This is a genomic window from Brevibacillus ruminantium (assembly GCF_023746555.1).
Classification (GTDB): Bacteria; Bacillota; Bacilli; order Brevibacillales; family Brevibacillaceae; genus Brevibacillus; species Brevibacillus ruminantium.
On sequence record NZ_CP098755.1, the window covers coordinates 5235930 to 5249780 of the forward strand.

Below are 13851 nucleotides of genomic sequence, written 5' to 3' on the forward strand. Positions count from 1 at the left end.
CCGGAGACGTTCCCTCTTTCAGACAATATGCTTTATTTGACAAAGCCCAAAATCAATTCACGCAGAATTTTGGACGCCACGATTTGCGTCATTTCACTGTGATCGTAGACCGGCGCAACTTCCACCAGGTCACAGCCGATGACATTGGCCCCGTTTTTGGCCATGTAGTGAATCGTGTCCAGCAGCTCGCGGGACGTGATGCCGCCCGCTTCTGTGGTACCTGTGCCCGGAGCGTGCGCAGGATCGAGTACATCAATGTCGATGGTCAGGTAGATCGGACGGTTTCCGAGCGTCGGCAGCACTTGTTTCACCGGCTCCAGCACATCGTATTTGTACAGATGCATGTTTTCCTTCGCCCACTCGAACTCTTCCTTCATCCCGCTGCGAATGCCAAAGGAGTAGACGTTTTTCCCGCCCATGAGATCACACGCCTTTTTGATCGGCGTGGAGTGGGAATACGGATAGCCCTCATAGTGGTCGCGCAGGTCTGTATGGGCGTCGAAGTGGAAGATCACCAGATCGGACTTGTACTTTTCGTACACAGCTTGAAACACCGGCCACGAAACCAGATGCTCGCCGCCGAGTCCAATCGGCATTTTTCCATCGGCCAGCACTTTGCCAACAAACTCACGAATCGCATCGAGACTGCCCTCGACATTGCCGAACGGCAGGGGAATGTCACCCGCGTCGAAATACTTTACGTCTTCCAGCAAACGGTCGAGGTATGGGCTGTACTCTTCCAGTCCGATAGAGACCTCGCGAATCCGGGCTGGGCCAAAGCGGGAGCCTGGACGGAAGCTGACGGTCCAATCCATCGGCATGCCGTAGATGACCGCCTGGCTTTCCTCGTAGTTGGCATGGCTGCGGATAAACACGTTACCCGAGTATGCTTCGTCAAAACGCATCGATTCCGCCCCCGTCCTAGTCGCGAGTCAGCTCAGCCACGAAGTTTGGCAGCTTGAAAACAGCGTGGTGAATCTCGGCGTTGTAGTATTTGGTATTCAGATCCTTGATTTTGCTTGCATCGACTTCCAGCGGATCATGCTGTTTGGAACCGATGGTAAAGCTCCAGAGACCCGATGGATAGGTCGGGATGCTGCATGTATAGAGACGGGTTACCGGGAAAATCGACCCGATATCTTTAAATACGCGTTTGATCAAATCGCGGTTGAACCACGGCGATTCCGTCTGAGCAACCATGATGCCATCTGGCTTCAATGCGTCGTAAATGCCTTGGTAAAAGCCTTTTTCAAACAAGCCGACAGCCGGACCAACCGGTTCGGTAGAGTCAACCATGATCACATCGTACTCGCCTTTGTGGTCATGGATGTGCTTGATGCCGTCGATGACTTGCACGTCTACACGCGGGTTGCCAGTCAATTCGCTAGCAATTTGCGGGAAGTACTTCTTGCAGGACTCAATCACGCCGCCGTCGATTTCAGCCAACACGGCTTTTTCCACGGAAGGATGTTTGACGATTTCACGAATAGCTCCACCGTCTCCCCCGCCTACAACCAAAACCTTTTTCGGGTTTGGATGCGTATTGAGGGCCACGTGTGAGATCATCTCGTGATAGACAAACTCATCCACGTCGGTAGTCATGACCATGCCATCGAGCACCAGCATACGTCCGAATTGTTTGGTGTTAATAATATCCAACTGTTGAAAGTCGGTTTTCTCGCTGTATAAGGTCTCGCTAATTTTCGTTGTAATACCGTGATTTTCCGTTTGTTTTTCGGTGTACCACAGTTCCATGTTCATGATTATGTACCCTCCTTTTAATCACCGCATTGGTTGAAAAACACGGCCAAAGCCAAGCTATAAGCCGCTCCTTGCGATATACGTCTGACAGCTTTGCGAATTTCTTATAATTCGTATCTGCCAAGAAAATTATAGTAGCTGGCCCCCAAAATGCAAGAAGTTTTTCAAAAATGTCTTCTCCAGGTGGTCACCAAGTTTAGCCTGTCCCGTTTTTTCCCATACTAGATAGGAAAAACAATCCGTCTGTTTAGTATGCCCCGAAGCCACAAATATTAGGGAGAAAGGGACGAGAAGACATGGAAGTGATGCGGGAAGCACCGCTCATTCGATACCTGCGTCTGGCTAAGAAATTCGTAAAATTTCTCATACTCAGCCTATTATGCTGTTCTTTTGCCGCCTTGATGCTGATCCTCTACCTGCGGTCCCAGCCGCTGCCTGAGGTCTTCATCAATCAGACCACGACGATTTACGCAGAAAACGGAGACGTCCTGGATACGCTCCATCGGGGTCAAAACCGGATCGTAGTGCCGCTCAAGGAGATGGCTCCCGCTCTGGTTCAAGCGACGGTCGCCATCGAGGATCGCTCCTTTCACGATCATTACGGGATCGACTGGAAACGGCTGGCCCGGGCTGCCTACGTAGACGTGATCCATATGGAAAAGGTGCAAGGCGCAAGTACCATTACCCAGCAATTGGCCCGCAATTTGTATTTGTCGTTGGACAAGACCTGGGAGAGAAAGATTAAAGAAGCGCTTTTGGCCATCCAGTTGGAGCTGAACTACAGCAAAGATGAGATATTGGAAATGTACATGAACCAGATTTACTACGGCCATTCTGCGTACGGAGCAGAAGCTGCATCGCAAACGTATTTTGGGAAAAAAGCGAAGGATCTCACCTTGGCCGAAAGTGCCATGTTGGCCGGAATTCCCAAGGGACCTTCGTATTACTCTCCCTACGTCGATTGGGACAAGGCAAAAAACCGTCAACAACTGATCCTGCAAGCCATGCAGCGATCCGGCTACATCACCGCGGAGCAAGTGCAAAAGGCTGCAGCGGAACCGATCAAGCTGAGGGAGCGAAGCAAGGAAAAAAGTGTCGATCTGGGCCCTTATTTTATCGATTACATCGCCAACCTGGCCAAAAACCGCTATGGCATCGACGAAGAAACCTTCAATCACGGAGGACTAAAGATTTACACGACGCTTGATTCCGCCATGCAAAAAAAGGCGGAAGAAATCGTAGCCGCCACACTGCCGAAAGACAACCCGGAATTGCAGATTGCCCTCGTCGCGATGGACCCCAAAAACGGGCATATCAAAGCGATGGTGGGCGGTCGCGATTACCAGAAAAGTCAATTTAACCGGGTGCTGGGAAAACGTCAGCCCGGTTCATCCTTTAAACCGATCCTGTATCTGACTGCCCTGCAGAACGGCTATACACCGTTGACCATGATGAAAAGCGAACCGACCGTATTTACCTACGACCGGGTCAAGCAGTACATCCCGCGCAACTTCGGAGAGCGTTACGCCCATGACTTTATCAGCATGCGGGAAGCGATCAAAACCTCGGACAATATTTACGCGGTCAAAACGATCGATCATCTCACGCCGCAAAAAGTGGTGGAAACCGCCAAAAGTCTGGGGATCAACAGTACACTGGAGGCTGTTCCCTCACTGGCCTTGGGAACCTCGCTGGTATCTCCGCTGGAGCTAAATGCGGTCTACGCCACATTTGCCAACAAAGGCACCTATGTCAAGCCGGTAGCCGTTACGCGGATTGAGGATCAGCAGGGGAATATTCTCGTCGAGGAGCAACCGGAAAAAACACAGGTTGCCGAGCCGGTTGCATCCGCCCTGTTGACCAATATGATGCAAAGTGTGTTTGAACGGGGCGGCACGGGCTATCGCGTCGCCGATCTGCTGAACCGGCCAGTCGCTGGCAAAACCGGCTCCACCGATTACGACGCATGGTTGAGCGGCTTTACACCGCAGCTCGTCAGTACCGTCTGGGTCGGCTATGACCAGAATCGAAAAGTAGACGACGTCAAAGAGGGGTACCTTTCCAAAAAAGTCTGGGCGGAATTCATGGAAAAGGCGTTGGAAGATCAACCGCCGGCGTTGTTTGAGATGCCTGCAGGTGTCGTCTCCGTCTACATCGATCCCAAGTCAGGGAAATTGGCTACCGAACACTGCCCCAACCCGCAGCTCTATTACTTTGCCAAAGGTACGGAGCCACAGGAGTTTTGCACCGATCACTTGCCTGGCGACGAAGCACCCAAACCCCTTCCCACGCCCGATTCCCCTTCCTTTTGGCAGCGAATGGGAAGCTGGTTGAATCAACCGGGAGACTAGAACCGTTTGTAGCAAAAGAGCCCTTCCCACAAGCGCATTTTTTTGCTCGGGGAAGGGCTTTTCCGTGGAAGCCAGCCGACTTTCGTTTCAGCCAGAAGGCTAGTGAATGGACGGGTGCTCCTGGTCTGCTTCCCCGCCTGCATTACTGCCTGGTTCACTGCCTGGATCGCCGCCACCCACCACTCCGTTACCGTCTGTAAACAATTGGTCGTTGTACAGCGAAATCTTCCCGGCCTTCTCCAGCTCATCCAATACTTCGAACAGGCTCTCCCGCTTCCCCGCCGGCAACCTGCCGATAAACCTGTTGATTTCCTGCGGAGAGACAAGCGAGCGAAAATGGACGCCACCGTGTCGGACAAAGTGATCGTGTTCATTTTGTGTGTGGGTATCCCGATTCAAATGAAACGCCTCCTTGCAGCGACAGTTTGGCCGTACATGCTTAGTCTGTTACGCAAGCAGCAGAGCGATGCCCTGTAAATATTGTTGAAGTCCATGAAAAAAGACAAACAGGGAAAGAGTGACGGCTCTCTCCCTGTTTGCTAACCTAGTGTACATGTATACAGCTATGGAAATAAGTGTACCTGACTTCAATATGACTAACAATTGATTTCACCATTTGTTCACATACCGTTCAAGATTTACCGTCTACGCCAGTCCATCCTTTAATTCCTGCGAGGAATTTTCCCACATCGACGGATTGTGTTCGACCAGCATTTTTTTCAATGCTGCTTTTTCTTTTTCACCCAGATCGGATACGATAATGCGGCGCTTCATGGAATAGTCCATTTTATTTACATGATCCGCCAAAATTTTGTATCCTCGGCGCGCTTCCCGATCTACTTCCATGTAACATGCTGTTACCCCTGCATAGTAGGGTCCCGCATCATTGCGATCCACGGTTACCCACACCACCCAGTAAGGCTTTCCGTTGGGAACCTCTTCTTTGTTCGTCGTCCATTTGATCCCTTTTTCGACGGCACTCTTGGCATGCAGTGCCCCCATATCAATATAAGCCTCATCTCCGTCAATTATAACAGAAGAGACAGCAGACAAGTCCAGTACGCCCTGACCGTATCCACCATGCACATCGGTTTTTCCGCTGACAATGGTAAATCCGCCTTTTTTGCTATCGAAAATATCCACCCGTAACACCTCTCTACTCACATACTGTTGTTCATATTCTACCCTGAATCCACGTCTCGCGCAATTTGGCCGCACGCCCAGCTTTGCTGAAATGCACATTTATGGGCCGTTTTCACACAACGCGCGTGTACATGGTGGGTTGAATAAACGGGGACAATACGAGGGATCACGAGAATTTAGGATTCTTGAATTGAGCTTTGTTGCACGCTTGATTCACGAATGTTTGCAAGCTTGATTCATGAATGGTTGCATGTTTGATTCATGAATGGTTGCAGTTTATTCCCTTCCTGGAAGGAGAGAGCCGATCATGGAAGACCAACCTAGAGAGCAGGATGTGGAGGCAAGCCGACAACGGCAGCTGCAGGAGCCCTATCCATATGCCGCACAAGTATTGGATCAGATTGTAGCAGAAAAACGCGCAGCATCTCCAGCTGTGGTGAATGCATCCGAATAAGATGAACCATCTCCTGCTTCCACTCTGCAATCCGAGGGTGAATCGGGAAATGTGACGGGCTTGGTCACCGATGTGCCGACCAATTACCAGGCCAGCTTTGGAGGCTTTCCCCGGAGGTTGTCTGGATTTACGGTGAAAAGAGAGCCGGGGAGGTTGTGAGGGAATATAGTTGGAGGAAAAAGTGAAAAAGGGCCAGCTAAATTTTGCGGCCCATTTCCCCCTTTTTATTGTGCAATTCACATTTTAGTTGTTATCTTGTTTATTTTGTACCGATTTCATTATTTTTTGGATAAACCAGACGATTAACTGTACATTCCAAGTAGTGTGAAAAGCCTTCAATACGTTAAATTCAGCATCATCAAAGACTAACCACCCAACTTGAGGGACTAACCATTCGTAACAGACAAAAGAAAGTGCAAAGATAATCAACATGGTAATCCATACTCGAACGTTAAAGACGAGTGTCATGAAAATGGATATGACAAGCATGAGAAGCGGAATACCAGTCATCCAAGCTAACATCAAAGTAAAAATGGCAAGTAGTATATCATTATCTCCCAGATCTAAATCCCCCTTAATTTTACATCTAATTACATATTACTCCACTTCTTCAATCTCCTCTTGATCTTCTGTGATACTGGTCATCCTGTTCAAATTCCAACTCATCGTCTTGCTGATCAAGGCCTCCATCCATTGAAATGTCGTAAGTAGCTCCCCCTCTGTCTGTGGATGAATATTTTTCAATACTGATAGAAGGTGAAGAGTTTACACCTCGTAATTGGGAAGGCTGCAAGAACAAGAGGGGTTCTTGATCAAGAACGTGAATAACCACAATATTTCCATGGTATTCTACGCGGAGGTTCTCCCAGTCTTCTTTTTTATCACGGGAGATCGTCATCGTTTTTCCCGACTTTTGGAAGGATATTTCCGGAAAACTCCCATCCTCGCGAGAAAGGATATAATACAAATATTGAGAGTCTTGTTGTAGATTCCTCCGTAATCCAGTTTGTGCGCTCTCTATCCCTTGCAACAATTGAATAACTTGTTCAATCACTTGCGGATTTTTAGGAAGGCTCGCGTGTCCTTCAGGTATATAGTACTTTTTCACCATATCTTTTAGGCTGTAATTTGCACTCAGAAGCGGTACAGTCCCATCTCCCGAATGGTCAAAAAAGGGCAACAGCTCCCCATGTCCTGAATGGTATTCATACCCTAACAATGTGGGCTGCCCAAATCCTATAATGGAGTATTGTGGTACTCTTAGCGTCAGCTTGTCCCACTTGTTATGCAGGATTTCCGCTTGACGAAGCAATGGAAGATAGTCCAACTTAACTCGGTTGTCTTTGAGCATATCTTCATAAGTAAAAGCATAAACCGGATCCCTCTTCAAAACTGTCCCTTTTTGGAAATACATGGGTGAAGGGAGCAATTCATACACAGCCGGGGCATATTCAGCAATGATTTTCCCTGTTTCCTCATGAAGTAACGGAACTCCGAAATCATAGCCAAACTTCAAGGCTTGATACGCTCGAGGTGAGCCCAAAAAAGGCGTTCCCATGTAAATGACCCTTTTCACTTTTGACTGATAGGAAATGTTCGATAGCAGCGTTTCCTTTGTGAGCAAACCACCCATACTATGAGCTACCAATTGAACCTGGCGTGCTCCAGATGATTTCAAAGCTTCATCTATTTTTTGTTTCAGAAATTTTGCATTGTCTTTATTGCTATAACGCCAATCGTATGGCATGGCAAATAGATCCAAGTTCTTTGTGTAACCCATCTCTTCCAACCGCTGTACCATGCTGGCATATTGTTCTACTTTTTTCTTCACAAAGTTTTGATTAAAGGTGTACGAAAGATATTCAATTGCCCGGAACCCTTCATCCTCTTTCTCCGGAAAAACGGTGAGTCCGAATTCCTCGTTCTTTTGCTTGACCTCAACACTATTTTTACTCTTCGGCTCAAGTGAAAGTAGATGTCGATGTAGTGGATTATTAATACCGACTCCAGTCTCTACCAAACCAAGCCAAGCCTCGTACACCCCAACTTTATCCTTCGCCAGTAACCTTGACCCGCCAATGCCCGGAATCAAAATGATCGGAATGGTATCAACTTTAACTTCTAATTGATAAGCATGGTTTTTGAAACCTGATGTTCTGCTGGCAAAAACCTTGATGTAATACGTTCCAGGATCGCCGTTGTAGACGATTTCTTCATCCATGTTTTTCGCCTTTTCCGATGAAGCAAGCCGTTTTTGTTGGCTGTCATACAAGATCAAGTCAAGGTCCATACCTTCGGGAATGTCTGTTAGGTTGACCACAATCGTGGATGCTTTGTCCAATGTAACGGCATAAAAATCCACATCGTCGATACGGTGAAGGTTGGCGGTAATTTTACCTGGAGTAAGCTCGTATGCTTCCTTTATACTATTATTTGGTTCATATGGATCTAGTGCCATCTCATTATTTGAGAAGAAATCAGCTCGTATCCGATAGTACTCAAAAGGATCAAAGCTGCCGTTGTTTCCGACGATTTGAATATAGTAAAACTTCTCTTTTTCTACGTATATTTCTTCAATCTTTTGATCTTTCCCAACCGGCTCCTTCGAAGAGCCCAGCTCTCTTTTTTCTTCGTCGTAGACGTACAAATGGTAGTCTGCCCTCGAGGGTTTTACTAAAGAAAATGAAAGTGTCCCGTTATCTTTAGGCTTCACCTTCCACATGTCAACATCACTGCCGGTTCTTATCTTTCCATAGGCAGGTCTTCCCACAGTGAGCCAATCTGCATAATTGAACGTATCATTTGGCTCCATCTCATAGATCGTAGGCATCTTGCGCAAATCAGCTTCACTCAATTTCTTTGCGCCAGCGAAGCGACGGTAGAAGGCACGCGCGTTCTTTTCGATTTCCGCTTGATCTAACTCGCCCAAATGCTCCGCTTCGTCTACAAGCTCCGCTTCCTGCTCAGTCAAATCCTCCGCTTCTTCCCATTCATCTGTCTGCCCCTCCGAGTTTGGGGAATCATCCTGATCATCCAGATTTGTTTCTTTAGATTCCTCTACTTCGTCGTCTGTCAACTGACCTGGTTCCCCTTCGTCATTCAGCCACTCTTCCAACAAAACAGATGGAACGAAGCCCTCTTCTGCTTCCCTTTCCAGCAGTTGTTTCCCACGACGTAACTCTTCGCTGGCAAAACCTGTTGGCGTGATGCTCGTAAAGAGCAGGGCCATCAAAACCAGGATACGAGTGATTCTCGCAAACTTTTTCACAAATATAACCCCCCTAGCACTTTCTTCTCCTACCGTAGGAAAAGACAACTAGGGGGTGCAAACAATTTTCCCCTTCTCTCTTTAGCGCGTCGTGTGGTTCCGGATGCCCTGGCGTTCCCATGCATTCGCCGTGATGGTGAACGGTACACGATAATCTGTCAATTCATGCCCTTGACCTCTTTGTTTGTTCGGAAATGCAAATCCCTTCTCCACTCCAAAACGGAAGTGAACGGAGAACTGGACTGCGTAAGTAGAGCCCTTCTGGAAGCCTTTCTGCTTGTCTCCCATCAATGGTGTGTCCACGCCCATCTCTCGAACACCCAGTTTGGGCACAGAGTAGGAGGGACCTTGCCACCATATGGGTGTTGTCTGTTTCAAAGCGAGGGTAGACTGTAGGAGCGTCTGACGCAGTCCTGACTCTGAAATCCAGGATTGCGCTGCGGTGATCTCGGGATAGCGGCCACTTACCGGATGTCGATGACGCGGCTCCAATATGACATGTGTCAACATTCTCTCTCCAGCGTAAAAATCGTCCGGCTTGTTCGTTGGATAACGGTCGCGAGCGGTGTACTCAATCCACTCTGAAGTATGGCGAAGCACACCTTTCGCATTCGGCTCAAACACTTCAAATAGGCGTTCGCTTCCTTTTACCGTAATCGTATATCGTCCAGTCATGTTTTGGTTAACCTGTCGTGGCTGGCAGCTCTCTACGATTCCCCCATTTTCCCCTTTCGCTTCTCCGCATATTTCATAGCTGATACGAAAGGCAATATTGTAATCCATGATGATCTGAAAACCGTTGATCTCCGCCTTGTATTTCTGATCGTTCAGGATTTGTCTCCAGGTCGTCTGCGTGGGAACAGTCGTGCCAGTGTAGAGATAGTCTCCTCCGGTTGAAGCGCTGCTTACCTTCCATTGCTCCGATGTACCTGGTCCGGATACTTTGAGATCCAGCATAGCCGGCTGATAGACTGCAAGGCTTTTTGCATCCGCAATGTACTGCGGGGCAGCAGTAATAGCGACATTTCGCACACCTTCACCCGTGATGGCCTGTTGCAGCTGCGACTCATGCCGTTCAATATTTTGATTGATCTCTTGTTTCACTTGTTCGAATCGTTGATTAATCGGGGCTTGATCAATGGCCACACGAATCTTGGCAGGCTCTCTTTCCCACACGCCATCGACATTGATCGCCAGTTTCTGAAGTTCACGACCATCACTGTCAAAGATTTGCAAACCGATCTCTCCCGCTTCAAAATCACCCCCACCGCTTGGTGGATTCGGAACAACTGGATCTGGAGGAAATGGTTTTGGTTCTCTTGGTTCTTCTGTTTCACCAGGATTTTCCGGGTCTGTCGGATCTTTCGGGTCTGTTGGGTCTTTCGGATCTGTTGGCGGTTCAGGATTTGTCGGTGTCGTTCCTTCACCAATCCGGATAAAGAAAGCACCGTCACAATTTCTTGCGTTGCGATCTGCTGAAATGAACTCGATCATATAAAACCCATCGAGCACCGGGGAATCCCGGTCTTTCGAATTCGCTCGCGGAAAGCTGACAGAGTGTTCGGTACGCGCTCGATTTGAACTGGACAGATACTCCCCGTTTCGGCGCAAACTCCAGGTTTGAGTCTGCGGATCAAAATAGGACAATATGAAGTCTGTTTCTTCAACTTCCGTACGAACGTATAGATCATACCTGTTCTGGAAGTCTTCCTGCTTTAGTTCCAACGTCTCCCCGCGCTCAATGGTCCGTTTCCATTTCTCCGGTTCGTACCGGTCTTGTTTTAGTGACAAGATAAAGATATAGCACCTATTGGCGGATTTAATCGGGATTTTAAATTCTCTGATACACCCATCCTCTGAAAGAAAGACAAGTTCCACTGTCGTTCCGGATCGGACTGAGAGTGGCAGAATCAATCGGAACCTTTCTTTTGCTCCCAATTTTCCAGTCAGCGGTACGCGGTCATCGCCTTCCATTAAGTACCATGTACCGGGAGTGTCTGCAGAGAGACTCAGCATCGTGTCGTATCCATTCGTGAGCTGTTTAAATCCTTCGAAAAAGAGGCCGGATGATAGGCCTGTACCACTAATGTCTTGTCCAGCAGGTGGATACTGGAGTGGCGGTTCACCGTAAGCGTAAAAGCTCATACGTTCCTGTTTATCGATGGTACAAGCAATGTCCTTTACCTTGATGGTGATTTCCCATTCACATTCCGGTCTTTTTTCAAACGTCCCTTGTAACTTGATCCTTACCTTGTATGTCTTACCTCTTTCCAGAGGGATGTGATAGGACGCAAATTTCCAGCCATAGGGGAGCTTTATCTGATCGGAGTCATACGGTTTATCCCTTCCCCGATCATCCTCCTCAACCGGAATTTCTTTCGTTTTGCCGTCCGGCAATGTTATAAACCATCGCGTGGCATAGGGTTGCCTTTCACCTTGGCTATCGGTATAGGTTGCCGCAAATCTAAGCTCTTCCCCAGGGAAAACCTCAACCACTTCCCCGTTTCGCACAGTATCGTTATTGACTCGGACAATCGGACAACTGTCTTGGCCCTTGCCTCCCGAGCTGACAAAAAAGGTTTTATCCCAACAGAGTTTTCCATCGTCGCTCTCATACCTAACCGTAAAGGTACCTGAATCGACATAGTCAATGATTCCTATACTACGGTTGTTACCGGAACCACTACGCATGGGGCTGCCATTTTGGGTGAAGGTACCTGGCTTGGATGCGGTAAAGACGAGACGATCGTCTTTTTTGAGAGCAATCGTTTCTCCACCACTCGCAATCGCCTTCATTTCACGGTCGGTGTTTGTGCTTTCGATGCGGAGGTCCATGGTTGTTTTTTGACAACCTTTAGGGGGTGGTTCAGGTTCTTTTCCACCATCACCACCCCCTCCTCCGCCACCATTGTCTGTTGAACCTACCGTAAATTTATACGAATAAGGAACGCCCTGGCCATCAACAGCCGGGGCGTTTTTTGTGTTACGAGCATGGGTGTCTGTAAATAAAATCCTCGCTTCATAATTACCTGGTTTTGTGGGTACCCAGGTCTTTGGAGGAAAATTAATGGTTTGACCACTTCCGTCTCCGACACCGCTTATAGGATACGGTTTAATGGAATCGTTAAAAGCTACTTCTATCTGTCCGGTGTCTAGGTTGAAAATGTAGTAGTTAAGAACGTTCAAACCACGATTATAAATACTATAGTCAGTCCCTCTTGCGGTTATCGTTACTGTTTGTCCTACTTCATATTTTGTTTTGTCGGTTTGAATGCTCCCATCTGGTCGTGCGGTGGTAGTGAAACTGGTAACACCAACGTAAGATCCCTTTTCGCCATTTCGGGCGGGTCGAAATTCAAAGGGATTTCCTCTCCCGCCTGACATTTCAGCAACTTTTGAAAGAAGATATCCTGTATATTCTCGCCCTCCCCCCTCACTGATGATGCCTCCGTTTAGACCATTTTCTGAACGCATAAAGCCAGGGTTTCCGTTAAAGAGTCTCGCCCATTCTAGTGCCTCAGCTTCATCAACAATCGGATAACCATTGTTGGCTTTTTCCTTTGCTCGGGAGTAGTTGGCAACCCTTCCATTGCCACTTGTTGCTCCGTTATATACAACATCAGCAAATGTTAACTTCATTTCCTCATTTGCAAAACCAAATCCCGACAGCAAACTTATTAAGCTGCCGTTTACAATTTTCTCCTCATCTAACCACCCAGGTATTCTATCTTTCACATCCGGGGTTGATACTGACGCTTCCGTAGCGTAAGGGAAGATTGTAAGGCTATTCGCGAGAATTGCTGTTAATAGGATTAGTTTTAAGCACTTTTTCCATAACTGCCTCATTACCTTACCCCCATTAACGGGCATTTGTTCGAATTGTATTTGGCATTTTTTCATATTTATACCAAGCAAGCGACCTTGACTCATCAGAATTTTTCACTGTAAATTCCATATACTTCACTTTGTCGACATTAATCTGAAAGTTACCAGAACGATATTCCGCCGTCTCATTATTTTTGAATAATATCACCAGGCTGGCGCTTTTACCCTTGTTGGATGGGACTTGTCCTTTTAAAATCCCGCCAGAAACTTTTAAGGAGTTATGAAATTGAGTTGCAATGCTCTCTCCAACTTTGATGTCATTGACTGCTTTGTGTAGTTGGAATAATGCTTGAGCCTCCTCACCCCTACTTACAACCCCTAAACCATCATAAGCTGTGGTCGAAACCCCATTTATAAATTGACCTGATTTTTCCGGTAGCCATCCGCTGGCTACGGCAGTATACGAATGAGTTGAATTTTTTGTCTGATAACGCTTATAAAGCCCCTTCCAAGCGTTAACTAAAAGTAAAGATGCTTCCTCACGATTTAGAACCTTATTGGGATCAACAACAACCTCGTCAAGAATGCCGTCCTTTAAAGCACGCTCATAATAAGCCTTAGCCCAGTGATTTAAAGGAAAGTTGGGAACAACTATTCCATCAGTTAACCCTTTAGCATTAGCTAATCCAGCAATTAAATCAGCCTGTGTAATTGGTTGATCAGGCTTAAAACTCCCATCCGGATACAACCACATCAATTTATTTTTAATCACATAATCAATTTCATTCCGATTCGGATGGTCTTGGTAGTCGGTTGGTTTGGCCTGGGCTGAGGCAGCTGCCGCACTCGCCACCGGGGCTTGTATCGAAGCGGTTCCGCTCACCAAAAGAGCGGTAACTATCATCCCGGTCATAAAATGAAAAACCTTTTTCATAACGCTTACCCCCTGTTATTTCCTCTCTTTCCTTTATCGGGATTCTATATGAAAATTGATATTTTTTCCATACATTGTCAATAACCGCCATCTCTCTACCCCAAAAACCCATCAA

At 47.3% G+C, this 13851-nt stretch carries 9 protein-coding genes; 2 read left to right on the top strand and 7 right to left on the bottom strand.

The annotated features are described in order from the left end of the window. Positions 1-32: 32 nt before the first annotated feature. Together speB and speE are read right to left on the bottom strand one after the other, a co-directional pair. On the bottom strand, positions 33-905 hold the full coding sequence (gene speB, locus NDK47_RS25720) for an agmatinase (protein ID WP_251872546.1): 873 nt from the start codon (positions 903-905) through the stop codon (positions 33-35). 16 nt (positions 906-921) lie between these two features. Continuing rightward, complete coding sequence (speE, locus tag NDK47_RS25725; protein ID WP_251876383.1) at positions 922-1755, bottom strand: polyamine aminopropyltransferase; 834 nt, start codon at positions 1753-1755, stop codon at positions 922-924. A gap of 302 nt (positions 1756-2057) precedes the next feature. Between speE and NDK47_RS25730 the strand changes: the two genes are divergently transcribed. Next, on the top strand, positions 2058-4112 hold the full coding sequence (locus NDK47_RS25730) for a transglycosylase domain-containing protein (protein WP_251872547.1): 2055 nt from the start codon (positions 2058-2060) through the stop codon (positions 4110-4112). A gap of 99 nt (positions 4113-4211) precedes the next feature. Here NDK47_RS25730 and NDK47_RS25735 read toward each other — a convergent pair whose 3' ends face one another. Both NDK47_RS25735 and NDK47_RS25740 read right to left on the bottom strand, forming a co-directional pair. Then, positions 4212-4511 (bottom strand): hypothetical protein, encoded by a 300-nt coding sequence (locus NDK47_RS25735; protein WP_251872548.1) that lies wholly within the window; start codon positions 4509-4511, stop codon positions 4212-4214. A gap of 246 nt (positions 4512-4757) precedes the next feature. Next, entirely contained in the window at positions 4758-5255 is a 498-nt protein-coding gene (locus tag NDK47_RS25740; RefSeq protein ID WP_251872549.1) for a YwhD family protein, read from the bottom strand. 307 nt (positions 5256-5562) lie between these two features. Here NDK47_RS25740 and NDK47_RS25745 point away from each other — a divergent pair, with 307 nt between their 5' ends. Beyond that, positions 5563-5709, top strand: a complete 147-nt coding sequence (locus NDK47_RS25745; RefSeq protein WP_251872550.1) for a hypothetical protein — start codon at positions 5563-5565, stop codon at positions 5707-5709. A gap of 610 nt (positions 5710-6319) precedes the next feature. Here the strand turns inward: NDK47_RS25745 and NDK47_RS25750 are convergent. The 3 genes from NDK47_RS25750 to NDK47_RS25760 all read right to left on the bottom strand — a co-directional run bounded on the left by NDK47_RS25750 (position 6320) and on the right by NDK47_RS25760 (position 13736). Then, entirely contained in the window at positions 6320-8977 is a 2658-nt protein-coding gene (locus tag NDK47_RS25750; protein WP_251872551.1) for a lipase/acyltransferase domain-containing protein, read from the bottom strand. Positions 8978-9058: 81 nt separating this feature from the next. Next, the gene (locus tag NDK47_RS25755) at positions 9059-12823 is read right to left on the bottom strand and encodes an ABC transporter permease (protein WP_251872552.1); all 3765 of its coding nucleotides are present in this window, start codon (positions 12821-12823) and stop codon (positions 9059-9061) included. Positions 12824-12836: 13 nt separating this feature from the next. Further along, a complete protein-coding gene (locus tag NDK47_RS25760) occupies positions 12837-13736 on the bottom strand; it encodes an S-layer homology domain-containing protein (protein WP_251872553.1) in 900 nt (299 codons plus the stop codon). Between the last annotated feature and the right edge of the window lie 115 nt (positions 13737-13851).

Excerpts from the sequence above, each read along its gene's own strand:
- speB (WP_251872546.1), bottom strand. The coding sequence starts at position 905 with ATGCGTTTTGACGAAGCATACTCGGGTAACGTGTTTATCCGCAGCCAT.
- speE (WP_251876383.1), bottom strand. The coding sequence starts at position 1,755 with ATGGAACTGTGGTACACCGAAAAACAAACGGAAAATCACGGTATTACA.
- NDK47_RS25730 (WP_251872547.1), top strand. The coding sequence starts at position 2,058 with ATGGAAGTGATGCGGGAAGCACCGCTCATTCGATACCTGCGTCTGGCT.
- NDK47_RS25745 (WP_251872550.1), top strand. The coding sequence starts at position 5,563 with ATGGAAGACCAACCTAGAGAGCAGGATGTGGAGGCAAGCCGACAACGG.
- NDK47_RS25755 (WP_251872552.1), bottom strand. The coding sequence starts at position 12,823 with ATGAGGCAGTTATGGAAAAAGTGCTTAAAACTAATCCTATTAACAGCA.
- NDK47_RS25760 (WP_251872553.1), bottom strand. The coding sequence starts at position 13,736 with ATGAAAAAGGTTTTTCATTTTATGACCGGGATGATAGTTACCGCTCTT.